Raw genomic sequence first — 23,033 nt, 5'->3', positions numbered from 1 at the left:
ATGACTCATCACGAGCCGTTGACCTGCCAGAAGCGTCCAGACGGCCGAAGCCGGCGCTCGCTGCCGGCGACTTCTTCCGGGGGCGGCGCGGCGACAACAGCGAACCCGGCTCGGGGGCGGCGGGGAGGTGCGGAGAACGGAGGCAGGGGCTGTCCGCGTTTCCCGCCGGACATGGAAATGCCCGACCGCTGGCGACGGGGGATGCACCAGCGGTCGGGCTTGGCCAAGGGTAACAAGGCTGCTTGCGTGGCGGTGCAAACTACCCTGACACAATGCGGGGTTGTGATCGGGATCACGTCCCCCGGCCCGTTGCGGGGGCGGAACGCCACGGGTGGCCCAGGGCGGTCCGGAGGCTTCACGCCCGGCGCTCGGACGAGAAGCCGCGGGCGGGCCGCTGGCTGTGATGCCCGGTTACTCGGTGCACGAGGGCGCGTACGAGAGGCGGGGCAGATACTCCTGCCACCTCTCCGGGGTCAGAACGCCCCGGGTGGTGGAGCAGATACGGCGAATTGCCGCATGGGTGTCCAGGTCCCACAGCCGGACCGTATCGGCGCCGCTCGACACTCCGAGCATGTGGCTTTTGGGGCGGAAGGCAAGGAAATTGCCCGTCTTGGCGTGGGGGCTGATCGACTCTCCGATGGGAGTGGCCCTGGAAGGGTGGGCGACGTTCCAGAGCCGGACCATGTCGTCGTCGCCGCCGCTCGCCAGGGTGCGGCCGTCCTGGCTGAAGGTCACCGACGCTATCGCTTCGGTGTGACCCGTGAGGGTGGCGAGCCGGGTGGCTTTGCGGGGGTTGGTGACGTTCCAGAGCCGGACCGTATTGTCGTCGCTGCCGCTGGCCAGGGTATGGCCGTCCGGGCTGTAGGCGAGTCTGTTGACGGGGCCCAGGTGTCCCCTGAGAGGTGCGCCGAGCGGGGTGGCGCGACGAGGGTCGGTCATGTTCCAGAGCCGGATGGTGCCGTCGGCGCTGCCGCTGGCGAGAGTACGGCCGTCCGGGCTGACGACGAGGGAGTTGACGTAGCCCTTGTGGCCGGAGAGCAGCCGGCCGAGCGGATGAAGGCGGGACGGGTCGCTGACGCTCCACAGCTGAATGGTGCGGTCGTCGTAGGCAGTTGCCAGAGTGTGCCCGTCCGGGCTGAAGGCCAGCGAGTCCACGTACCGTGTCCGCAGCGTGATGGGCGGCCCGTAGGGGACGGGCCGCTTCGGGTCGGCCACGTTCCACAGACGCAGCGCGCGGCGTCCGGTCCGCACCGCGAGTATGCGGCCGTCGGGGGAGAACACCATCGACCGCGCGTCCCCCTCCCCGGGCTTGAACGGTTTGCCCAGCAATGCGGTCCGGTGCGGAGCCTGCACACTCCACAGCCGGACCCGTTCGTCGTCGGCGGCCGTTGCCAGCACCCGCCCGTCCGGGCGGAACGCTCCCGTGCGGCCGATCATGTCCGTCGGCGGCATCGACCACAGGCGGACCGTGTTGTCGCCGCTCCCGGTGGCGAGGATTCGCCCATCCGGGCTGATGCCCACGGCGTACATCTCGTCACTGCTGCCGGCGAGGGGCTGGCCGACCTGCGAGGGATATGCCGGATTGCTGACGTTCCACATGCTCGCCGTTCTGTCCGCGCTGCCGGCGACGAGCATGGTCCCGTCGGGGCTGAAGGCCACGGACCACACGGGGCCGGTGTGGCCGGTGAGCGGCGCGCCGAGCGGTGTGGCGTGCTGTGGAGTGGCCGCGTTCCAGAGCCGGATGGTGTCGTCGTCGCTGCCGCTGGCGAGAGTGCGGCCGTCCGGACTGAAGGCCAGGGAGTGCACCGTGCCCTTGTGACCGGTCAGAGGTCTGCCGATCGGCCTCGGACGACGCCGATCGGCCATGTCCCACAGCCTGATCGTGTCGTCGTCGCCACCGGCCGCCAGTGTCCGCCCGTCGGGGCTGAACGCCACGGAGCGCACGGCGGCGGTGTGGCCGGTCAGGACACCGAGCCGCCTCGGCCGGCGCACGTCGCCCACGTCCCACAGGCGGACGGTGTGTTCTTCGTCGGCGGCCGCCAGCGTGCGTCCGTCCGGGCTGAAAGCGAGCAGGAAGATGGTGCCGTCGTGGCCGGTCAAGGGCGCACCGATCGGGTGCGGGTGACGGGGGTCCCGCACGTCCCAGAGCCGGACCGTGCCGTCGTCCGAAGCGCTGGCCAGGGTGTGTCCGTCCGGGCTGAAGACGGCGGTGCTCACCCAGCTCTTGTGTCCGGTGAGGGGCTTGCCCAGGGGCTTGGGGCGCGTCGGGTCCGACACGTCCCACAGCCGAACGGTGCGGTCGTAGCTCGCGGTGGCCAGGATCCGTCCGTTCGGGCTGAACGTGGTGAGGTAGACGGCGCCGGTGTGGCCGAGGAGCGGCGTGGCCAGTGGCGCGTTCACCGTCGAGATCAACCGGTTGTTCGTGCCCTCGTCGTCCGGTCGCAGGCGGTGTGCCACCAGGTCGAGCTGAGCGGACAACGACGGGTCCGTCAACTGGACGCGGTCGGCTTCGGCGAGCACCTGAGCGAACACGGCGTCGTCCCGCTGCTGCCAGGCGATCAACGCCGAACCGATGGCCACGACCGCCAGGACGGCCAGAGCCGACACCGCACCGCGGCTGATCCAGGCCGTGCGCTTGCGCAGCTTGACCGAAGCGGCCAGGAAGTCCACCGCGCTCCGGGTCAGAAAGGTGTCACCGGCGGACTGCGCCCAGGTGCGGGCCTGTTCCAGCCGCGAACCCCGGTAGAGCAGCGAGGTGTCACGGTGGGCGCCCTCCCAAGCTCTGCCGTCCTCCTCCAGCCGCTGGCGCAGCAGGTTGCCGGTCCGGTCCTCGTCGATCCAGTTGCGCAGGCGCGGCCAGGCGTGGAGCAGCGCTTCATGGGTGATCTCCACGGCCTCCGCGTCGAGTGTCACCAGCCGGGCGTGCACCAGCGCTTCCAGCGATTCCTCCGTCTTGTGGGGGTCCGCGGACTCGTCCGCCAGCTGGCGCCGGGTCCCCCGCCGGCGGGTGGCCTGAGTGTCCTCGCCCAGCCGGACCAGCCTGAGCAGGAGCAGCCGCGCGGCCGTGCGTGCCGTCGGGTCGAGACCGGACCAGGCCCGCTCGGCGGTCGCCGCCACCGCTCCCTGGATGCCGCCCGCCGCGCGGTAGCCGGCCAGCGTCAGCCTTCCCGCCTTCCGCCGCTGCCAGGTGGCGAGCAGGGCGTGGGAGAGGAGGGGCAGCACCCCCGCGTCGTGCGTCCCGCCGGGACCGTCGGCGCTCACCTCCCGGACGACCAGCTCCGCCAGCCCCGGTTCGAGTTCCAGGCCCACGGCCTTGGCCGGGCCGGTCACCGCTTCGCGCAGCTCCGCGGTGGTCAGCGGGCCGAGCACCATGTGCCGGTGCTGCAGCGCATCGGCCAGTTCGGGATACCCGAGGCATCGGTCGTAGAAGTCGGCGCGTATGCCGAGGATGACGCGCACGGGGGCCGGGGCATCCACGCCGCCGTGGGTGCACGCGGCGTGGAGGAGCTGGAGGAAGGCGCGCCGGTCCGCCTCGTCGGAGCAGAGGGTGAACGCCTCCTCGAACTGGTCCACGATGACGACCGGACGCGCGGTGGCGGACGCCTCCCGCCCCGCCCAGGTCCCGACGGCCTCCCGCACCGCACGCGCGAAGTGCACCGTGCCGGGCTCCCGCGCCGCCGATTCCCCCGTGGCGGCCAGGACGGGTCCCAGCTCGGGGATCCGCGAGGTCAGCTCCCCGAGCGGATCGCCTCCCGGCACCAGCTGCAGGACCTTCCCTTCCTGGGCCTGCCCCTCCTGGGCTTCCCCCTCTTGGCTCTTCCCGTCCCCCAGCGCACCGTTGCGCAGTGCGGGGACCAGACCGGCGTTCAGCAGGGAGGATTTTCCGGCCCCCGAGGCGCCCACGAGCATGACCAGGCCACCCGTCTTCTCCGCTGCGCGGAGCTGGGCGACGAGGGCATCCGTGCACCGCTCCCGGCCGAAGAACCACCGGGCGTCCTGCTGACGGTACGAAGCCAGCCCCCGGTACGGGCACACGCCGGGGACGGCCGGGGACTCGGCCGCGGGGCGCCCCTCCTCTTCCTCGGCTGCCGCGGCACGGCCGCCGACCGCGCGCTCCCACAGGCGCTGCCACTCGGCCGCGTCGTACAGGCCCGCGGACACCGGGGTGGGCCGCTGGCGCCGTGCCTGGGGGATCAGGATGTGCAGCACCGCGGCGAGCGCGGCGAACTGCGCGGGCACGTTCTTGGCCCGCCGCCAGTCGCTGATCCGCTGCACGGACACCCGCACGGGCCGCCCTCGTTCGTCGACCCGCTGGAGCCGGACGACCGCCTCGGCCACCTTCTTGAGCGGAGGGTTGCCGGCCTCCTTGTACAGCAGCGCGAGACGTTCCGCGAAGGCTGTGCGTGCCCCTGCGTCGGAACTCACGGCCTCCCCCCTTCCTTCCCCCGCATCTGGACATCCGGACCGGAAAACTCACCTTAGCGGCCTGACCTGCGGCGAAGACCTCGGCCCGATACCGGAATCTCCCCAGGGGGAACGTCACCTGGCAGGATCACTTCCCAACGGCGCATCAAGGGGTGCCCTACTCCGGCAAGCCACCGGCTCAGCCCCGGAGAAGCACTTCTTGATGCCTGTTCCCGGCCACCTGCTGCCGGACTCACGAGCCATGTGACGGTCTCGGCTCATGAGCCCGGGGAACCCGTGGAGCCGGTCCCTCCGGACCGCTCGCACGGTGCCCCCGGGACCCGGCACCGTCCACGCTCCGCGCCACCCGGCGCGGACCGCCCCCGCCTGCGCCATTCGGCACCGGTCCCCACGAGGGGAGGGACCGGTGACGAATGGCGCGGCGCAGTTTTCGCGGCGCGGCGCGACCCGGACCCGGTCGTGAAGGGCGCCGCCACGGGCCCTGGGCGGGGCGCGCACGGTGGTCAACGTCGGTGCGGGGACAGGTTCCTACGAGCCGTCGGACGCGGAGGTCACCGCCGTCGATCCGACCCCGGTCATGCTCGGCCGGCATCCGGGCCCGAGGAAGGTCCTCGCCGGGGCCGCGCAACGTCCCTTTCCGGACGGGACCTTCGACGCGGCCATGGCGGTCCTGACGGTGCACCACTGGCACGACCCGCGCCGTGCGTCGCGTGAGAACGCCGAAGGGCGCACGCTCCGCACCGGCAGCGGTCGGGCACCTGCCGGAAACGGGCGGTACCGGCATGCCGGTCGGCACCGGCGCAACAGTGGAGTGTGCCCGAGATCACAGGTTCCTGGCTCGACGGCCTCCCCGCGCACAGACAGCAGCGGCCGCGCGGTGCGGTTCCACGGGACCCGATTCCGAAGTCGTCCCCGAATCGCGCCCCGAACGGGCCGCACAACACATCGGGCCCGGTGCTGATCTCTCAGCACCGGGCCCGATGTTGTTTCTTCAGTCGGGGTGGCGGGATTTGAACCCACGACCTCTTCGTCCCGAACGAAGCGCGCTGCCAAGCTGCGCTACACCCCGAAGCAACGAGCTCTACTTTAGCGGACTGATCCCCGTAGGCGAAATCCGGTTGTTGTGGAGCCGGGGAGCGGGCCTGACCTGGTCGATCCCGATGGTGATCAAGGGGAGCGCGCAGATGGCCAGGCCGAGGGTGAGGGCAGAGGTGACGGTGGGGGAGGGGGCGCCGGTGGTGGTGGGGAGGGCAAGGGTGAAGGCGAGGTAGAGCAGGGGGTAGGCCGGCCACTGCCAGGCGTAGGAGGGGCGGAAGCCGCGGGGGGTGGTGAGCAGGAGCCAGTCGGCGAGGGTGGCGAGCGGGGTGACGGCGTAGAGGAGCTGAGGGGAGAGGGCTTGAGCGACGCCCGGGGTGGTGGCGGGCAAGGTGAAGGCGGTGGTGTCGCCGGCCGGGAGGACGTGGTGGAGGAGGGCGGGGAGGACGAGGAAGGGGACGAGCGCGCCGGCGATACGGGGGCTCACGGGGTGGCGGCCGGTCCAGGCGCGGTGCGCGGAGCAGGCGGAGACCAGTGCCGCGGCGAAGTTGGCCTGCACGGTGAAGCGGGTGAGGAGCTGGGCCGGGGCGGGGGTGCCGAGGGCCGCCAGGATGACGCCCGTCAGGGCGGCCGCGGTGATGAGGAGGCGGAAGGCGGCTGCCAGGGGGTGGCGGCTGGTGGGGGCGACGGCCGCTGCCGGGGTGCGGGCGGCGGCGCCGGCCGGGCCGGTGGCGTGGCGCGTGGACTGTGAGGTCCGGGTGGGATCGGACATCTCTCCACGGTAGAGGGATGATCAACGGGTGCGGGAGACCTCGTCGGGCAAAACGCCCATCCGGCAGACGGAGCCGGCACACGGAGGTTGGGCAAGGCGGCCATCGGGTAAGGCGGCCGCTGGGCAAGGCGGCTGCCCGGTAGGGGCCCTCCGGTAAGGCGGCCGCGCCCGCCTGGCAGGAGACGGACGCCCGTCCGGCAGGCTCCCGGTACGGGGCACCGGACCCCGGGTCCAGGGTGCCCAGGCCCAGGGTGCCCCGGGCCGCATCTGCCCCGGATCACCTCAGCTCCGGACCGCCTCAGCCCCGCGCCGCCAGGGCCAGCCCCCCGCCATTAGGGGTGGCCCCTAAGGCTCAGCCCCGCGCCGTAAGCGTCAGCAGCGTCGCCTCCGGCGGGCAGGCGAAGCGGACCGGGGTGTAGCGGTTGGTGCCGCAGCCGGCGGAGACGTGGAGGTAGGAGGTGTGGCCGGCGGCGGTGTGGGTGGACAGGCCCTTCACCCGGTCGGTGTCGATGTCGCAGTTGGTGACCAGGGCGCCGTAGAAGGGGATGCAGAGCTGGCCGCCGTGGGTGTGGCCGGCCAGGATCAGCGGATAGCCGTCGGCGGTGAAGGCGTCCAGGGAGCGCAGGTAAGGGGCGTGGACGACGGCCAGCGAGAGATCGGCGCCGGACTCCGGGCCGCCGGCGACCTCGGCGTAGCGGTCACGCTTGATGTGCGGGTCGTCCAGGCCGGTCAGGGCGATCTCGATGCCCTCCAGCTTGAGGCGGCCGCGGGAGTTGGACAGCCCGACCCAGCCGGCCGCGTCGAAGGCGTCGCGCAGCTCTTCCCACGGGTTGTGGACGACGCCCACGGCGGGTGCATTGCCGTTGAGGCCGTGCCTGCCCTGGGCCCGCTCGATGAGGTAGCGGGCGGGATTGCGCAGCTTGGGGCCGTAGTAGTCGTTGGAGCCGAAGACGTAGGCGCCGGGGAACTCCATCAGCGGGCCGAGCGCGTCCAGCGCCTCGGGGACGCCTTCGGTGTCGGAGAGGTTGTCTCCCGTGTTGATGACGAAGTCGGGGCGCAGCCCGGCGAGCGACTGCAGCCAGCGCTGCTTCTTGCGCTGTCCGCTGACCATGTGGATGTCGGAGACCTGCAGGACGCGCAACGGCCGCATGCCGCGGGGCAGTACGGGCACGGTGACGCGTCGGAGGCGGAAGGAGCGGACTTCGAAGCCGGCGGCGTAGGCCAGGCCGGCCGCGCCGACTGCGGTCAGGGTCAGGGGTACTCCGTATCGCGCGCGCATGCACCCATCGTCGCAGAGTGCGGGGGGTGGATGCAGCGGGTGGGAGCCGCCCGGCGCGGTGGCGGCGTGGCGGCGCGGGGAGGGAAAGGCGCGGTGGTTGTCGGCGGGTGGGGGCATACTCAACGGCATGACCACGCTCAAGTCCAAGCTGCAGGACGACCTCACCACCGCGATCAAGGCGCGCGACGAACTGCGTTCCTCCACCCTCCGTCTCACGCTGACCGCGATCCAGAAGGAGGAGGTCGCGGGCACCGAGGCGCGCGAGCTGTCCGACGGCGAGGTCGAGAAGATCATCGCGCGGGAGGCGAAGAAGCGCCGGGAGGCCGCGGACGCCTTCGAGAAGGGTGGCCGGGGCGATTCGGCGGAGCGGGAGCGTGCCGAGGGCGAGGTGCTTGCCGACTATCTGCCCAAGCAGCTGACCGACGACGAGCTGGAGCAGCTGGTCGCGGCGGCCGTGGCCGAGGCCAAGGGCGCCGGTGCCGAGGGGCCGCGGGCGATGGGTGCCGTGATGAAGATCGTCAACCCGCAGGTGGCGGGCCGCGCCGAGGGCGGCCGGGTGGCCGCGGTGGTGAAGAAGCTGCTCGCCGGCTGAGCGGCCCGGACGGAGCTTTTCAGGGAAAGATGAGGGGCGCCCCCATGTAGTGGGGCGCCCCTCATCTTTCGTTGTACGGGTCGGTGTCCTTCGCCGTACGGGCCGGGCCGGCATCCGGCGCCGCCGTACGGGCCGGCATCCTTCTTGGCCGTTCGCGCCAATCAGCCGTTCACCAGCCGCCGTTGCCGCCGCCCAGGATGTCGGGGAAGCCGGGAATGTGCCAGCCGCCGCCCGGTTTGTTGTCGCCGCCGCGGCCGCCCCGGCCGGGCTTGTGCTTGCCGCGGCCCTTGTCGCCCTCGTCGCCCTGGCTCTTGTCCTTCGCGGGATCGTCGATCGCGACGGTGGGAAGGGTGGGCGCGGGCCGGCCGGCCAGCGCGCCGGACATGGCATCGCGCCAGATGGGGCCGGGGGTGTCGGCGCCGTAGACCTTGTCGTGCGGCACGCCGCCGATGGTGATGTTGTACATCTTGCGCTTGTGCTGCGGGTCGCCGACCCAGACCGCGCCGGCCGCGTTGGGGGTGTAGCCGACGAACCAGGCGGCGTAGCGGCTGTCGGTGGTGCCGGTCTTGCCGGCGCTGTCGCGGCCCTTGAGCCCGGCCTCTTTGCCGGTGCCGTCCTCGACCACACCCTTGAGCAGCGTGTTGATCGTGTCCGCGGTCTTCTTGGACATGGCGGTGCGGCAGCTGGTCTGCGGGACCTTCAGCGCGCGGCCGCGTGCGTCGGTGATCGACTCGATGGCCACCGGCGAGCAGTACCGGCCGCCGCCGGCAAAGGCGGCATAGCCGGCCGCCATCGTGAGCGGCGACATCTCCTGGGTGCCGAGTGTCATCGACGGAACCTGCTGCAGCGCCTTGCCGTCCGCCCGCTCGATGCCCATCTTCTGCGCCATGTTGACCACGGGGCAGACGCCGATGTTGCTGATCAGCTGCACGAAGTAGGTATTGACCGACTTCGCGGTCGCCTCCTTCATGGCGTACGGGCCGACCTCTTCCTTGTTCTCGTTCTCGACGTTCTCGGAGCCGTTGCCCTGCCATTGGCCGTCACAGGTCTGGACGGGGCTGGGGTACGGCATCCGGTACGGCGACGGGTACTCCTGCTCCGGATCCGTCCCCTGCTCCAGCGCGGCCGCCGCGACCACCGGCTTGAAGGTCGACCCGGGCAGGTAACCGGCGCCACCGCCCATGTCGTGGTTGACCGAGAGGTTGATCACGGTCTCGTTCTCACCGAATCCGTACGGGCGCGACTGGCCCATGCCGAGGATCTTGCCGGTGCCCGGTTCGACGATGGTGGCGGCCGAGGCGACCGGGTCGTCCTCGTAGACGTGGTCCTTGAGCGACGCCTGCACCGACTTCTGGGTCTGCGGGTCGAGGGTGGTGCGGATCGTCATGCCGCCCTCGTTCCAGCGCTGCAGACGGACCTTCCGGCTCTTGCCGAACGACTTGTCGCGGAGGAAGACCGTGCGGATGTAGTCGCAGAAGAAGCCGGCGCCATGGGAGGCGGTGATGCAGCCGTTCTTGGGGCGGCTGACCGCCAGCTTGATCGGCTTCTTGGCGGCCGCGTCGGCCTCCGCCTGGGTGACGTCCTTCATATCGGCCATCCGCTGCAGCACGGTGTTGCGCCGCCGGGTGGCCTCCTGCGGGTCATTGACCGGGTCGTAGCGGCTGGGCGACTGGACGATGCCCGCCAGCAGCGCCGACTCCCCGAGGTCCAGGTCCTTGGCGTGCTTGCTGAAGTAGCGCTGGGCGGCCGCCTCGATGCCGTAGGCCTGCTGCCCGAAGAACGTGATGTTGAGATAGTTCTGCAGGATCTTGCGCTTGCCGAGCTCTTTCTCGACCTGGATCGCGTACTTGAGCTCCTTGACCTTGCGGCCGAGGGTCTGCTGGGTGGCCTGCGCGACCTTGTCCGGGTTGTCGCCCGCCTCTTCGATGAAGACGTTCTTCACATACTGCTGGGTCAGCGTCGAGGCGCCCTGGGAGACGGCTCCGGACTGGGCGTTCTTGTTGAGCGCCCGCAGGATGCCCTTCACGTCGACGGCGCCGTGCTGGTAGAAGCGCGCGTCCTCGATCGCGACGATCGCCTTCTGGATGTACGGCGACATGTCCTTGAGGTCGACGACCGTACGGTCACGGGAGTAGACCTTGGCGATCTCGCCGCCCTTGGCGTCCAGAATCCGGGTCCGCTGGCTGAGCGGCGGCGTCTTGAGGTTCGCCGGGATGTCGTCGAAGCCCTCGACCGATCCCTTGGCGGTCAGGCCCAGCGCCCCGGCCGCCGGGAGCGCAAGGCCGGCGAGCACCGCTCCGGCCAGGACGCTGACACCGAGGAACTTGGCGGCCTGCTGAGTCCTGGGCAGACCCCCGCCATCGCGCTTCTTAGGCATGAGGGCACCCTACGTTCTCAATCGCCGGACAGGGGCGCACCTGTTCGTTTAGCCTGTTCTCAGCTACCACAGCTGAACGGTTACGCATCGGTTCGTCAACCCCCTCCTCCCGCGGGCCGCGCCCCCACGTGCCCGTGTATGTCGAGAGAAACCCCGTGTCAGGACGGTGAACTGTCCCGTCTTGTGCGCAACGTGACGTATGTCGTTCGGTCACTCCGTTGGGTGATCTGCCGCGTACGCATAGTCCGTTCGGGCCATTCAAGATTGGGCCCGAAGGGGGTGTTGCGCCCTGCCTGCCTTCCGTAACGTCCTCAACTGGCAACGGTGAATATGCCGATTGCCGCCGTGGGGGAGCCTCGATTCGGGAGAGGACGGCGCCAGCATGAGCTGGGTAACCGACTGGAGTGCACAGGCAGCCTGCCGCACTACCGATCCGGATGAACTGTTCGTACAAGGGGCAGCGCAGAACCGCGCCAAGGCAGTGTGCACCGGGTGTCCGGTACGCACGGAATGCCTGGCCGATGCCCTGGACAACCGGGTGGAGTTCGGCGTGTGGGGCGGGATGACCGAGCGCGAGCGGAGGGCGCTGCTGCGTCGCCGCCCGACCGTGACGTCATGGCGTCGGCTGTTGGAGACAGCGCGCACGGAGTACGAGCGCAGCACGGGCATCCTGCCGTTGGACTGCGAGGACGAGATGTTCGACGAGTTCGCCGCGGTCGGGTAGGCGGGCACCTGCGGGCTGTGTCCCGTAGTCCGCAGACTGTGGCCGGGAGATTTGGCCGAGAAGTTCTTGCTGGTGGCGCGTTCTGAGTGGTGCGTGGTGACGTGCCATCAGTGTTGTTGTGACGCCCGGGAGTTAGGTGCTCCGAGGGTTAGGGGCTCCGGCAGTGGGGCGTCCGGTAGTCGGGCTGCCAGGTGTGGGGCGCCCGGGGCGTGCGCAGGTGGTGCGGTGTGACACTTGGCTGTGTGTGACATGCGTCGGCGTGCGGACGTGCCGGTGTGCGTGTGCCTACCTGTTGTGCGCGCTGGTGAGAGGTGTTTCGTGAGTGGAGAGGCGCTTCGTGAGTGGTGACGGGCGCTGTGGGGTGAGTGGCTGAGCCGGCCGTGCGTAGGGCTCAGCCGTCGGTGTCCGTGGGGTTCAGTGCCAGGCGGTCGCCGATGGCACGCAGCCCTGCGAGGTCATGGACATCGCCGGGCAGCGCGGCGACCTCGGTCACCGGAACCTCGGGATGCAGCGCGGTGAAGCGGTCCCGCGTGCGACGTTCGCGCGCGAGGACCTGCATACGTTCCGCGTGCAGCCGTAGCAGCCCGGCGGCCAGTTGCGCCGCCGAGACCGACGTGGGTGCCACATGATCCGCCGCGGCAGCGGGGGAGAGGCCGCCGGCGGTACGTGATCCAGCCTTCCCGCCGTCGAGATCCACAATGCCGGTGGTTTCAAGATTATTTTCTGCGCGGCCGGGAGCCGGGCCGGCATCCATGGCGGAGCCGTGGTCGGGGCCGGCCGCTGCGACCGGGGCCGCCTCGGTGTCCGTGTCCGGCATCGTGTCCGCGTGGGTGTCCTCCGCCATGCGGTCGGTCAGGGCCTCCGCGGCGGCCAGGGCGCGCTCGGCGCTCAGTTGGGCGGCGCCGCTGCCGTGCACCCGGTTCAGCACGAGGCCGGCCAGCGGCATCTGCTCGGCGGCCAGCCGCTCGACGAAGTACGCCGCCTCGCGCAGCGCGTCCCGCTCCGGCGCGGCCACCACGAGGAACGCCGTGCCGGGCGCCTGCAGCAGGCGGTAGGTGGCGTCCGCGCGGGTGCGGAAGCCGCCGAACATGGTGTCCATGGCGGCCACGAAGGTCTGCACATCGCGCAGCAGTTGACCGCCCATGAGCTTGCTGAGGGTGCCGGTCATCATCGACATGCCGACGTTGAGGAACTTCATGCCGGCCCGGCCGCCGACCTTCGCCGGCGCCATCAGCACCCGGATGAACTTGCCGTCCAGGAAGGAGCCGAGGCGCTTGGGCGCGTCCAGGAAGTCCAGTGCGGAGCGGCTCGGCGGGGTGTCGACGATGATCAGGTCCCACTCGTCGTTCGCGCGGAGCTGGCCGAGCTTCTCCATGGCCATGTACTCCTGCGTGCCCGCGAAACCGGCCGACAGGGACTGGTAGAAGGGGTTCTCCAGGATGGCGCGGGACCGCTCGGCGTCCGCATGGCCCTCGACGATCTCGTCGAAGGTGCGCTTCATGTCCAGCATCATCGCGTGCAGTTCGCCGCCCGCGCTCTCGTCGACGTCCTTGACCTGGCGCGGGACGTTGTCGAGCTCGGAGATGCCCATGGACTGGGCCAGCCGTCTGGCCGGGTCGATGGTCAGTACGACGACCCGGCGGCCGCGCTCGGCGGCGCGTACACCCAGGGCCGCGGCGGTCGTGGTCTTGCCGACGCCTCCCGAGCCGCAGCACACCACGATGCGGGTGTGCGGGTCGTCGATCAGCGCATCGACCTCGAGCCGCGGGGCCGAGGCGTCCAGCGTCGTGGTGTCCGAGGTCATATGGGCCCCTGTTTCCGCAGGTCTCTCGCCAGGCGGTAGAGCCCGGCGAGGTCCACTCCCTCGGGGAGCAGCTCCAACTCGTAGGTGGGCAGGCCGATTGCGGTCAGTTCGGCGTGTTCGGCGCGCTCCAGCTCGACCCGCTCGGCGTGTTCGCGCGCCTGCTCCAGCAGGGGGTCGATCAGCCGGTCCGCCAGGCCGCCGCGGCGGGCGCCGCCCAGACCGGCCTCGGAGAGCGCCTTGGCGACGCCCGTACGCGCCCCGCGGGCGGCGCTGTCGAGGGCGCCGTTGTCCAGCAGCGCCGGGCGGGTCATGTTGATGACGACGCCGCCCACGGGGATGCCGGCGGCGCGCAGCTCGGCGACGCCGTCGGCGGTCTCCTGGACCGGCATCTCCTCCAGGAGCGTCACCAGATGCACCGCGGTCTCGGGCGACTTGAGGACGCGCATCACGGCCTGCGCCTGATTGTGGATCGGGCCGATCTTCGCGAGGCCGGCGACCTCGTCGTTGACGTTCAGAAAGCGGGTGATCCGGCCGGTCGGCGGGGCGTCCATCACGACCGCGTCGTAGACGAACTTTCCGCTCTTGTCCTTGCGGCGCACCGCTTCGCACGCCTTGCCGGTCAGCAGGACGTCCCGCAGACCCGGCGCGATGGTCGTGGCGAAGTCGATCGCGCCGAGCTTCTTCAGCGCCCGGCCCGCGCTGCCGAGCTTGTAGAACATCTGGAGGTAGTCCAGAAGGGCGCGTTCGGCGTCGATGGCCAGGGCGTGGACCTCCCCGCCCGACCGTCTTCCGGCGCCGCTCCGGGAGGACTCTCCCGCGGACTCCGCCCGGGGGGAGCCCCACGGCGACGCACCGTCCGATGCCGGACCCACCGCGATCTTGCGTTCCTCGTAAGGAAGCGCTTCTGTTTCGAACAACTGGGCAATGCCCTGCCGGCCCTCGACCTCGACCAGGAGGGTTCGTCGTCCCTCGGTGGCCAGGGCGAGGGCGAGGGCAGCGGCGACCGTGGTCTTGCCGGTGCCGCCCTTGCCGCTGACGACATGGAGCCTGCTCACGCAAAGGAGCCTAACCAGTCCGCGTCCCGGCTACGCACGGGATACGCCTGGGAAGCCCCGGAGAATCTTCCCGCGGCTTCTCCGGGAAGGTTCCGGGATGCTCCGTAGGGGTCGGGCGGCCGCGCCGTCGGAGCGCCGTACGGAAGGGGTGCGGGCGGCCCGCGGCGGACGGCGTCCACCGCGCTCGTGGACAGGCATTACGCTCGGCCCATGACCAAGTGGGAATACGCGACCGTGCCGCTGCTGGTGCACGCGACGAAGCAGATTCTGGACACCTGGGGCGAGGACGGCTGGGAGCTCGTCCAGGTCGTGCCCGGCCCGAACAACCCCGAGCAGTTGGTGGCCTACCTGAAGCGGGAGAAGGCGTGAGCGCGGCGGAGGACAAGATCGCGGCGCTCGGGCTCAAGCTGCCGCAGGTCGTGCCGCCGCTGGCCACCTACCAGCCCGCGGTGCGCTCCGGCGCCTATGTGTACACCTCCGGCCAGCTGCCGATGGTGGACGGCGCGCTGCCGGTCACCGGCAAGGTCGGTGCCGAGGTCAGCGCCGAGCAGGCCAAGGAACTCGCCGCGACCTGCGCACTCAACGCGCTGGCCGCCGTGAAGTCCGTCATCGGCGACCTGGACAAGATCCAGCGGGTCGTGAAGGTCGTCGGTTTTGTGGCCTCCGCGCCGGACTTCACCGGCCAGCCGGGTGTCCTCAACGGCGCCAGCGAGCTGCTGGGCGAGATCCTTGGCGACAAGGGCGTGCACGCCCGGTCCGCGGTGGGTGTGGCGGTGCTGCCGCTGGACGCTCCCGTCGAGGTCGAGATCCAGGTCGAGATCGCCGAGTAGACACCCTGTAACGGCGCCGGGAAGACACCCCGTTAGGGCGCCGGGCCAGGACCCGTACGGGCTCTGCGCCCGAAGCGTGCGCCGTGTGCCGGAGGGCCCCTCGTCAGCAGGGGCCCTCCGGCGCGAAAGACGCCCTCGAACATCCGCGCGCGAGCGCATAGCATCCGGCCATGTCGTCCACGACCAACGGCCAGTGGTACCCACCGGAGTGGCCGGACCGCATCCGGGCACTCGCGAACGGCGAGCTGACCCCTGCCGAGCCCCGGCGGGCCGCCACCGTCCTGCTGCTGCGGGACTCCGCCTCCGGCGGCCCCACCGTCCACATGCTGCGCAGACGCACCTCCATGGCCTTCGCCGGAGGCGCGTACGCCTATCCGGGCGGTTCCGTCGATCCACGCGACGAGCGACCGGTGGCCTGGGCCGGCCCGTCGCGTGCCCAGTGGGCGGTCCGTATGGGCGTCGACCCGGCGACCGCGCAGGCCATCGTCTGCGCGGCGGTCCGCGAGACGTTCGAGGAGGCGGGCGTGCTGCTCGCGGGCGCCTCGGCCGACACGGTCGTCGCGGACACCACCGGCGAGGACTGGGAGGCCGACCGCGCCGCCCTCGTCGCCCATGAGCTGTCCTTCGCCGACTTCCTGGGCCGCCGCGGCCTGGTCCTGCGCTCCGACCTGCTCGGTGCCTGGGCCCGCTGGATCACCCCCGAGTTCGAGCCGCGGCGCTACGACACCTGGTTCTTCGTCGCCGCGCTTCCCGAGGGCCAGCGCACCTGGAACGCCTCCACGGAGGCGGACCGTACGGTGTGGATCCGGCCCGAGGAGGCGGCGGGCGGCTACGACCGCGGTGAGCTGCTGATGATGCCGCCGACCATCGCGACCCTGCGCTCGCTCCAGCCGTACGCCACCTCCGCGGAGGTGCTGGCCGGGGCGGAGGCCCAGAACCTGACGCCGGTGCTGGCGCGGGCCCGCCTCGTGGGCGGTGAGATCGAGTTGAGCTGGCCGGGGCACGACGAGTTCACCAAGCACATCGCCCAGACCGGTGCCGGTGCCGGTGCCGATACCGATGCCGATGCCGATGCCGGTGCCGATACCGATGCCGGCACTGATTCCGGTGCCCCTGCCGACACCCGTTCCCCCGGGGACGGCCCCGGCCCGGACGGCCCCGGCCCCTCGGACAGCCCCGGCCCCTCGGGAGGGACCCCCGCATGACCGAAGCATCCGCCCTCCCCGGTCAGCCCCGTGGCGGTGTGATCGCCGGGCAGGCGACCGCGCGGGCCCGGTGTGTACTGGCCCCGAACCCGTCGCCGATGACGCTGGACGGCACCAACACCTGGATCGTCGCCGAGCCGGATTCCGATCTCGCCGTCGTCATCGATCCCGGGCCGCTCGACGAGAGCCATCTGCGGGCCGTCATCGAGACCGCCGAGCGGGCCGGCAAGCGCATCGCACTGACCCTGCTGACCCACGGTCACCCCGACCACTCCGATGGCGCCGCCCGCTTCGCCGAACTGACCCGTTCGGCCGTACGGGCGCTGGACCCGGCGCTGCGCCTGGGCGACGAGGGGCTTGCCGCGGGCGATGTCATCACCACCGGAGGCCTGGAACTGCGCGTGGTGCCCACACCGGGCCACACCGCCGACTCGCTCTCCTTCCACCTCCCGGCCGACCGCGCGGTACTCACCGGCGACACGATCCTGGGGCGCGGCACCACTGTGGTCGCACACCCCGACGGGCGGCTGGGCGACTATCTGGACTCGCTGCGCCGGCTGCGCTCCCTGACGGTCGACGACGGGGTGGCGACGGTCCTCCCGGGCCACGGGCCGGTGCTGAACGACGCCCAGGGGGCGGTGGAGTTCTATCTGGCGCACCGCGCGCACCGGCTCGCCCAAGTGGAGACCGCGGTCGAGGCCGGCCACCGCTCACCCTCCGAGGTCGTCGCGAACGTCTATGCCGATGTCGACCGCTCGCTGTGGCCGGCCGCCGAGCTGTCCGTGCGGGCACAGCTGGACTACCTGGGCGAACACGGGCTGATCGAGAGCTGACGGCGGCCGGCGGGGACGAGGGCCGGCGGCCGGGGAACTCCGGGCCGGGTGGTCGGCCGGGGCGGGGCCGAGGGCGAGGACGGGTCCGGCCCCGGGGCCTGGCCCGGCTGAGAGGCGCCGTCAGCCCGCCCGGGGCGGGGGCGCCTTCGCCCCGTGGACGGCCAGATACTCCGCGGCCAGCCAGGGGGCGAGGCCGGTGAGCAGGTCGTCCAGCAGCTCCGGGTACGCGGCGGGCGCCCGGGCGGCGCGCGCCGCGGCGTGCATCTGCCCGGCGTACGCCGGGTAGTAGCGGCCGAACACCTCGGCGGACTCGGTGAGATCGCTCGTCCAGCCACCCCAGCGCGGCATGACCAGGGTGAATCCGGTGCGCACCAGCCGGCGCGCCACACCCCGGGTCAGCCGGGTGCGCTCGGCTTCCGTAGTGGCCGCCGCCGCCTTCTCGCGCAGACCGGGCAGGCTGCGGAAGAGGTCGCCGTTGGTCTCGCGGGCGAGGAGCGAGGTGGGACGGTAGCGGGGCAGCTCGGCGGCGAGATCCGGACCGCTGACCGGGGTGCACAGACAGGCCACGAACCATCCGAGGTCGTACCGCTCCCGCTCGCTGCGCAGCCGGTGCGCACCGAACAGCAGGATTCCCACGCCGTTGATCTGCGGAAACGCGGCATCCAGGCTGTGCTCGACGGCTCGGACGGCAGCGCGGTCGGCATCGGTCGGCTCGTCCCGCAGGGCGATCAGCGCGTCAAGGTCGGAGACCCCGGGGACGGCGGTGCCGCGCGGGACGCTGCCGAAGAGATAGCTGCTGTGCAGGCGGCCGCGGCCGAAGTATGCGCCGGTCCGGGCGCCGAGCTCCGCCACGACGGGCGCGAACGGCGCGGAGACGCGGTCCAGGGAGCCTTCCCGCAGGAAGTAGCCGTCCCGGTCCAGCCCCGCCCCGTTTTCGGTCATGGCGCCACTATGGCCAGGAGGGCGGTGGTGCGGCGACCTGTTTACGGGGGGGCACGTGACTGCGTTACGGGCGGAGCCGGTGATTCCGCGGGCCCTGAAGAAGGAAGCGACGGGCACCTCACGAAGGAAGCGGCAGACCCCTCACGAAGGAAGCTGCGGCCCCGTGACCCCATGACGAAGGGCCCCGCCGGAGCGGGGCCCTTCCAGGACGTCTGCGGGGGTCAGCGCGAGCGCTTGGCCAGCCGCTCCACGTCCAGCAGGATCACGGCGCGCGCCTCCAGACGCAGCCAGCCGCGGCCTGCGAAGTCCGCGAGGGCCTTGTTGACGGTCTCGCGGGAGGCACCTACCAGCTGGGCCAGCTCCTCCTGCGTGAGGTCGTGGACGACATGGATGCCCTCCTCGGACTGCACGCCGAAGCGGCGCGACAGGTCGAGCAGGGCGCGGGCCACCCGGCCCGGCACGTCCGAGAAGACCAGATCGGACATCTGGTCGTTGGTCTTGCGCAGTCGGCGGGCCACCGCACGCAGCAGGGCCGTGGCCACCTCGGGGCGGGCGTTCAGCCAGGGCTGAAGGTCGCCGTGGCCCAGGCCGAGCAGCTTGACCTCGGTGAGGGCGGAGGCCGTGGCCGTACGCGGGCCCGGGTCGAAGAGCGAAAGCTCCCCGATCAGCTCGCCGGGGCCGAGAACGGCGAGCATGTTCTCCCGGCCGTCCGGGGAAGTGCGGTGCAGCTTCACCTTGCCCTCGGTGACCACGTACAGGCGGTCGCCGGGGTCCCCTTCGTGGAACAGGGCGTCGCCGCGGGCGAGCGTGACCTCTCCCATTGAGGCGCGCAGCTCGGCCGCCTGCTCGTCATCGAGCGCCGCGAAGAGCGGTGCGCGCCGCAGAACGTCGTCCACGAGATCTCTCCTTGTCGACATGCTCCGGGGGACTGTGGTCCCCATCATGCCGGAATGCAAAACAGTGCGATCAATCACAAGTTTGCCGGACCGGTGCCCCGAGCCATAAGGCAGGGGGCCGATTGGGGTCAGGAATCACAGCGATCAAGCCGGATGTCAGTGGCTGGCCTTAGTCTGGCCGAGTGTCCAATACGCCGGTGAGCGCAGAGGAGTGGGGGGCCGGAAGAGTGAGCGCAGGGCGTGATTCCGCTGTGGGCGAACAGCCGTCCGGCCGCACATCGAATTCCGATAAAAGTAACAAATCGCCCTCCGGGGTGACGTCCGGCAGGGCGCCGGACACCCTCAAGCCTGGCGCGTCGCGACCGGCGGCGCAGGACACCACCTCGCAGACCTCCGTGAAGAAGACCCCGGTAGGCAGGACCTCGGCAGGGAAGAAGGCCGCCGTGAACGAACCCCCAGAGCAGCCGGCGGCGGCCACGAAGGCCGCGGCGAAGAAGGCCGTCACGAAGAAGGCCACCGCGCAGAAGGCCGTCGCCAAGAAGACCGCCACGACGAAGGCGGCGGCCAAGGAGACGGCCCCGGCAAAGCGGACGGCGGCGACAAAGGAGACGGCGGTGGCCAAGACGACCGCCGCCAAGAAGACGACCGCCGCCAAGAAGACGGCCGCCGCCAAGAAGACGGCGGCCGAGAAGACCGCCCCGAAGGCCTCCGCCAAGAAGGCCGCCAAGAAGACCCCCGCGCGCAAGCCCGAGTCGCGTGTCGCCATGGTCCGGCGGGCCCGCCGGATCAACCGCGAGCTGGCCGAGCTGTATCCGTACGCCCACCCCGAGCTGGACTTCACCAACCCCTTCGAGCTGCTGGTCGCCACGGTCCTGTCCGCGCAGACCACCGACCTGAGGGTCAACCAGACCACCCCGCGCCTCTTCGCGGTCTGCCCGACGCCCGAGGACATGGCCGCGATGGATCCGGAGCGGCTGGAGGAGCTGATCCGGCCGACCGGCTTCTTCCGGGCCAAGACGAAGTCGCTGCTCGGTCTGTCGGCCGCGCTGCGCGACCGCTTCGGCGGTGAGGTGCCAGGGCGCCTGGAGGACCTTGTCACCCTCCCCGGGGTCGGCCGCAAGACCGCCAATGTGGTGCTGGGCAACGCCTTCGGCGTCCCGGGCATCACCGTCGACACCCACTTCGGCCGGCTCGCCCGCCGTTTCGGCTGGACCACCGCCGAGGACGCCGAGAAGGTCGAGGCGGATGTCGCCGAGATCTTCCCCAAGAGCGAGTGGACGATGCTCTCGCACCGGGTGGTCTTCCACGGCCGCCGCGTCTGCCACTCCCGCAAGCCTGCCTGCGGCGCCTGCCCCATCGCCCCCCTGTGCCCCGCGTACGGCGAGGGCGAGACGGACCCGGAGAAGGCGAAGAAGCTGCTGAAGTACGAGCTCGGCGGTCAGCCGGGGCAGCGGCTGAAGCCGCCGGCCGGCTATCCGGGGAAGCCCGCGCCCCCGATGGCGCCCCCGGTGGCCGCCTCATGAGGCGGCCGCCAGAGGTGACCGACGATCGATGCCAGGCCTGAGGGGGCGCGTATGAGGAGCGCACGGGAGCAGCGGTACGGCGAGGAAGCGGACGTCCGCGCAGCGGCGTCCGGCGCGGCGTCCGAGGCGGCGTCCGGCCGGGACGCCACGGTCACCGCCGACGGCCTGCCCGAGTGGCTGGCCCCGGTGGCCCGCGCGGCCGCCACGATCGAGCCACGCCAGCTCAGCCGCTTCCTGCCGCCCAAGAGCGGAGGCCGGCAGTCCGCCGTGCTCATCCTCTTCGGCCACGGCGCCCGCGGTCCCGAGCTGCTTCTGATGGAGCGCGCCGGGACCCTGCGCTCGCATGCCGGCCAGCCCTCCTTCCCCGGTGGCGCCCTCGACCCGGAGGACGGCGACCCCGACGGCCCCGGCCCCGTGCGGGCGGCGCTGCGCGAGGCCCAGGAGGAGACCGGCCTCGATCCTTCCGGTGTACAGGTCTTCGGCGTGCTGCCGCGGCTCTACATCCCCGTCAGCGGCTTCGTGGTGACACCGGTCCTGGGGTGGTGGCGCCGGCCGAGCCCGGTCGGCGCGGTCGACCAGGCGGAGACCGCCCGGGTCTTCACGGTTCCCGTGGCGGATCTCACGGACCCGGCCCATCGGGTGACAACCTGCCATCCCAGTGGCCACACCGGACCCGCGTTCCTTGTCGAGAATGCCCTGGTCTGGGGTTTTACGGCCGGAGTGATCGACCGGATCCTGCACTACGCCGGCTGGGAGATTCCGTGGGACCGTGACAAGGCGGTCCCACTGGACTGGCGCTCATGAGACGGTGTCCGGCGTGAACGTCCTGGACATCTTGCTACTGGTCGCGGCCGTGTGGTTCGCGATCATCGGCTATCGGCAAGGCTTTGTCGTCGGCATCCTGTCCGTGATCGGCTTCCTCGGAGGCGGTCTGATCGCGGTCTATCTGCTGCCCGTGATCTGGAACGAGATCACCGGAGATGCGACACCCGGCAGCTTCGCGGCCATCGCGGCGGTTGCCATCGTGATCGTGTGCGCATCCGTGGGCCAGGCGCTCACCACCCATTGGGGCAACAAACTGCGCCGCCACATCACCTGGTCACCGGCGAGAGCCCTGGACGCGACCGGCGGCGCGCTGGTCAACGTCCTGGCGATGCTGCTGGTCGCCTGGCTGATCGGCTCGGCGCTGGCCGGTACGTCCCTGCCGACGCTCGGCAAGGAGGTCCGCAACTCCAAGGTGCTGCTCGGTGTGTCCCGGGTGATGCCCCAGCAGGCCGGCACCTGGTTCGCGGACTTCTCCTCGGTCCTCGCGCAGAACGGCTTCCCGCAGGTCTTCACGCCGTTCTCCAACGAGCCGATCCACAACGTGCCGGCCCCCGACCCCCGGCTGGCCTCCAGTCCGGTGGCGGCGCAGGCCAGGCGCAGCATCGTCAAGGTCGTCGGCACGGCCCCCGGCTGCGGCAAGGTCCTCGAAGGCAGCGGCTTCGTCTTCGGCCGGCACCGTGTGATGACCAACGCCCATGTGGTCGGCGGTGTGCGCGAGCCGACCGTCCAGGTGGGCGGCGAGGGCCGTACGTACGACGCCAAGGTCGTGATCTACGACTGGCGGCGCGATATCGCGGTCCTGGAAGTGCCCTCCCTGGAGGCGCCGGCGCTGCAGTTCGCCGACGGGGACGCGAACAGCGGCAACAGCGCCATCGTCGCCGGCTTCCCGGAGAACGGCGGCTATGACGTCCGTTCCGCCCGCATCCGCGGCCGCATCCAGGCCAACGGCCCGGACATCTACCACCGCGGCACGGTCGGCCGCGATGTCTACTCCCTCTTCGCCACGGTCCGGCAGGGCAACTCCGGCGGCCCGCTGCTCACTCCGCAGGGCAAGGTCTACGGCGTCGTCTTCGCGAAGTCGCTGGACGACTCGCACACCGGCTATGCGCTGACCGCCGACGAGGTCCGCCAGGACGTCCTCAAGGGACGTACGGCACGGCAGCAGGCCGACAGCCAGGGCTGCGCCATCTAGCCGCCGGCCGGGGCGGCGCTATCTGGTCGGCAGTCAGGGCGGCACACTCCAGGGGGGTGCCGCCCTGAGACGCATCCAGACGGTGTCCGTAAGGCCCCCGCGGGTGTGCCCGGCGCGTGTGCCCGGCGCCCGGTCAGGTGTGCCTGCGGTCGGTCGCGAGGCCGGACACGCGCCACAGGGCGCGTCAGGCGCGGGGAGAGGTGCTTCCCGCGCCCTGCCGGCGGTGCGGCCGATCGAGGTACGCCGTGGATTCAGGTACGCCGTGGTTCAGGTACGGGGATGGCGTAGCCGCGCGCTCATCCAGCGCGCTCTGCGGCGCAGGATGCGCGGGATGCCCATAGGGTGCGCCGGGTCGGGGGATTGGCCGGACCCGAGGTCCGGGGTTCCCCTGTCCTGAGTACCCACTACAGCGGCACTGCTGCGGCGGTTGCGTGCCACGTCACGGTAGTCGTGCGTCCAGCCCATACCCTCGACTCTGCCCGTGCCCCAAGGTCCGTAACCGCCTCGGGGGCCGCCAATTGGCCTATGCGCCAGGCAAGTGGCTGTTCGTCATACGAACGTTCGAGCCTCGGTTGGGCGAGCCCCGCCGAGCGGTTCGCGCCGCCCGCTCAGCGGGGTAGGGCCCATGGCGGAGCCGCGCGCACGGCAGGCGCCACGGTCGGTACGCACGGCAGGTGGGCACGGCCCTCAACGGTCGGTCCCGGGGCCGCTGTTGCCGCCGGTC

The 23,033-nt window shown here is 71.4% G+C and carries 19 protein-coding genes and 1 tRNA gene; 10 read left to right on the top strand and 10 right to left on the bottom strand.

All coding sequences use genetic code 11. From position 1 onward, the window contains the following. Positions 1-411: 411 nt before the first annotated feature. The gene (locus OHS81_RS16190) at positions 412-4,425 is read right to left on the bottom strand and encodes an nSTAND1 domain-containing NTPase (protein WP_328385466.1); all 4,014 of its coding nucleotides are present in this window, start codon (positions 4,423-4,425) and stop codon (positions 412-414) included. Between the two features lie 499 nt (positions 4,426-4,924). Here OHS81_RS16190 and OHS81_RS16185 point away from each other — a divergent pair, with 499 nt between their 5' ends. Further along, on the top strand, positions 4,925-5,386 hold the full coding sequence (locus tag OHS81_RS16185; protein WP_328385465.1) for a class I SAM-dependent methyltransferase: 462 nt from the start codon (positions 4,925-4,927) through the stop codon (positions 5,384-5,386). A 34-nt stretch (positions 5,387-5,420) separates the two neighbouring features. Here OHS81_RS16185 and OHS81_RS16180 read toward each other — a convergent pair. From OHS81_RS16180 to OHS81_RS16170, 3 genes are all read right to left on the bottom strand, one after another. Then, positions 5,421-5,494, bottom strand: a tRNA-Pro gene (locus OHS81_RS16180). A 12-nt stretch (positions 5,495-5,506) separates the two neighbouring features. Next, a complete protein-coding gene (locus OHS81_RS16175) occupies positions 5,507-6,232 on the bottom strand; it encodes an integral membrane regulator (protein ID WP_328385464.1) in 726 nt (241 codons plus the stop codon). A gap of 352 nt (positions 6,233-6,584) precedes the next feature. Continuing rightward, entirely contained in the window at positions 6,585-7,511 is a 927-nt protein-coding gene (locus OHS81_RS16170) for a metallophosphoesterase (protein WP_328385463.1), read from the bottom strand. A gap of 127 nt (positions 7,512-7,638) precedes the next feature. Between OHS81_RS16170 and OHS81_RS16165 the strand changes: the two genes are divergently transcribed. After that, positions 7,639-8,103 (top strand): GatB/YqeY domain-containing protein, encoded by a 465-nt coding sequence (locus OHS81_RS16165; RefSeq protein ID WP_328385462.1) that lies wholly within the window; start codon positions 7,639-7,641, stop codon positions 8,101-8,103. 169 nt (positions 8,104-8,272) lie between these two features. Here the strand turns inward: OHS81_RS16165 and OHS81_RS16160 are convergent, their stop codons facing one another. After that, a complete protein-coding gene (locus OHS81_RS16160) occupies positions 8,273-10,480 on the bottom strand; it encodes a transglycosylase domain-containing protein (protein ID WP_328385461.1) in 2,208 nt (735 codons plus the stop codon). A 382-nt stretch (positions 10,481-10,862) separates the two neighbouring features. On the opposite strand from OHS81_RS16160, the gene OHS81_RS16155 reads away from it, so the two are divergent. Next, positions 10,863-11,204: a WhiB family transcriptional regulator gene (locus OHS81_RS16155; RefSeq protein WP_328385460.1), complete on the top strand. Its 342-nt coding sequence runs from the start codon at positions 10,863-10,865 to the stop codon at positions 11,202-11,204. A 391-nt stretch (positions 11,205-11,595) separates the two neighbouring features. Here the strand turns inward: OHS81_RS16155 and OHS81_RS16150 are convergent, their stop codons facing one another. After that, positions 11,596-13,008: an ArsA family ATPase gene (locus OHS81_RS16150; protein WP_328385459.1), complete on the bottom strand. Its 1,413-nt coding sequence runs from the start codon at positions 13,006-13,008 to the stop codon at positions 11,596-11,598. Continuing rightward, entirely contained in the window at positions 13,005-14,063 is a 1,059-nt protein-coding gene (locus OHS81_RS16145; protein WP_328385458.1) for an ArsA-related P-loop ATPase, read from the bottom strand. The genes OHS81_RS16150 and OHS81_RS16145 overlap by 4 nt, the downstream gene beginning before the upstream one ends. A 210-nt stretch (positions 14,064-14,273) precedes the next feature. On the opposite strand from OHS81_RS16145, the gene OHS81_RS16140 reads away from it, so the two are divergent. The 4 genes from OHS81_RS16140 (at position 14,274) to OHS81_RS16125 (ending at position 16,931) form a co-directional block, all read left to right on the top strand. Continuing rightward, on the top strand, positions 14,274-14,432 hold the full coding sequence (locus OHS81_RS16140) for a DUF4177 domain-containing protein (RefSeq protein ID WP_003967454.1): 159 nt from the start codon (positions 14,274-14,276) through the stop codon (positions 14,430-14,432). Next, entirely contained in the window at positions 14,429-14,893 is a 465-nt protein-coding gene (locus OHS81_RS16135; protein ID WP_088799107.1) for a RidA family protein, read from the top strand. Before OHS81_RS16140 ends, OHS81_RS16135 begins: the two co-directional genes overlap by 4 nt. A 170-nt stretch (positions 14,894-15,063) precedes the next feature. Further along, positions 15,064-16,098 carry an NUDIX hydrolase gene (locus tag OHS81_RS16130; protein ID WP_328385457.1) on the top strand — a complete coding sequence of 345 codons (1,035 nt, stop codon included), beginning with the start codon at positions 15,064-15,066 and terminating at the stop codon, positions 16,096-16,098. After that, a complete protein-coding gene (locus OHS81_RS16125) occupies positions 16,095-16,931 on the top strand; it encodes an MBL fold metallo-hydrolase (protein WP_328385456.1) in 837 nt (278 codons plus the stop codon). The genes OHS81_RS16130 and OHS81_RS16125 overlap by 4 nt, the downstream gene beginning before the upstream one ends. 120 nt (positions 16,932-17,051) lie before the next feature. Here the strand turns inward: OHS81_RS16125 and OHS81_RS16120 are convergent, their stop codons facing one another. Together OHS81_RS16120 and OHS81_RS16115 are read right to left on the bottom strand one after the other, a co-directional pair. Continuing rightward, positions 17,052-17,873 carry a nucleotidyltransferase domain-containing protein gene (locus tag OHS81_RS16120; protein WP_328385455.1) on the bottom strand — a complete coding sequence of 274 codons (822 nt, stop codon included), beginning with the start codon at positions 17,871-17,873 and terminating at the stop codon, positions 17,052-17,054. A 221-nt stretch (positions 17,874-18,094) separates the two neighbouring features. After that, entirely contained in the window at positions 18,095-18,769 is a 675-nt protein-coding gene (locus tag OHS81_RS16115; RefSeq protein WP_006604164.1) for a Crp/Fnr family transcriptional regulator, read from the bottom strand. A 443-nt stretch (positions 18,770-19,212) separates the two neighbouring features. Between OHS81_RS16115 and nth the strand changes: the two genes are divergently transcribed. From nth to OHS81_RS16100, 3 genes are read left to right on the top strand one after another with little or no spacing between them, the layout of a single operon-like run. Continuing rightward, positions 19,213-20,292: an endonuclease III gene (gene nth / locus OHS81_RS16110; protein ID WP_328385454.1), complete on the top strand. Its 1,080-nt coding sequence runs from the start codon at positions 19,213-19,215 to the stop codon at positions 20,290-20,292. Between the two features lie 51 nt (positions 20,293-20,343). Beyond that, positions 20,344-21,096 carry an NUDIX hydrolase gene (locus OHS81_RS16105; protein ID WP_328385453.1) on the top strand — a complete coding sequence of 251 codons (753 nt, stop codon included), beginning with the start codon at positions 20,344-20,346 and terminating at the stop codon, positions 21,094-21,096. A gap of 13 nt (positions 21,097-21,109) precedes the next feature. Next, the gene (locus OHS81_RS16100) at positions 21,110-22,309 is read left to right on the top strand and encodes a MarP family serine protease (protein WP_328385452.1); all 1,200 of its coding nucleotides are present in this window, start codon (positions 21,110-21,112) and stop codon (positions 22,307-22,309) included. Positions 22,310-22,576: 267 nt separating this feature from the next. Here OHS81_RS16100 and OHS81_RS16095 read toward each other — a convergent pair whose 3' ends face one another. Further along, on the bottom strand, positions 22,577-22,774 hold the full coding sequence (locus OHS81_RS16095) for a hypothetical protein (protein ID WP_088799112.1): 198 nt from the start codon (positions 22,772-22,774) through the stop codon (positions 22,577-22,579). Between the last annotated feature and the right edge of the window lie 259 nt (positions 22,775-23,033).

The sequence above is a fragment of the Streptomyces sp. NBC_00400 genome (assembly GCF_036048035.1).
Lineage (GTDB): Bacteria > Actinomycetota > Actinomycetes > Streptomycetales > Streptomycetaceae > Streptomyces.
Note: the sequence above shows the minus strand (reverse complement) of the source record. Positions and strands in the feature narration are given on the sequence as shown.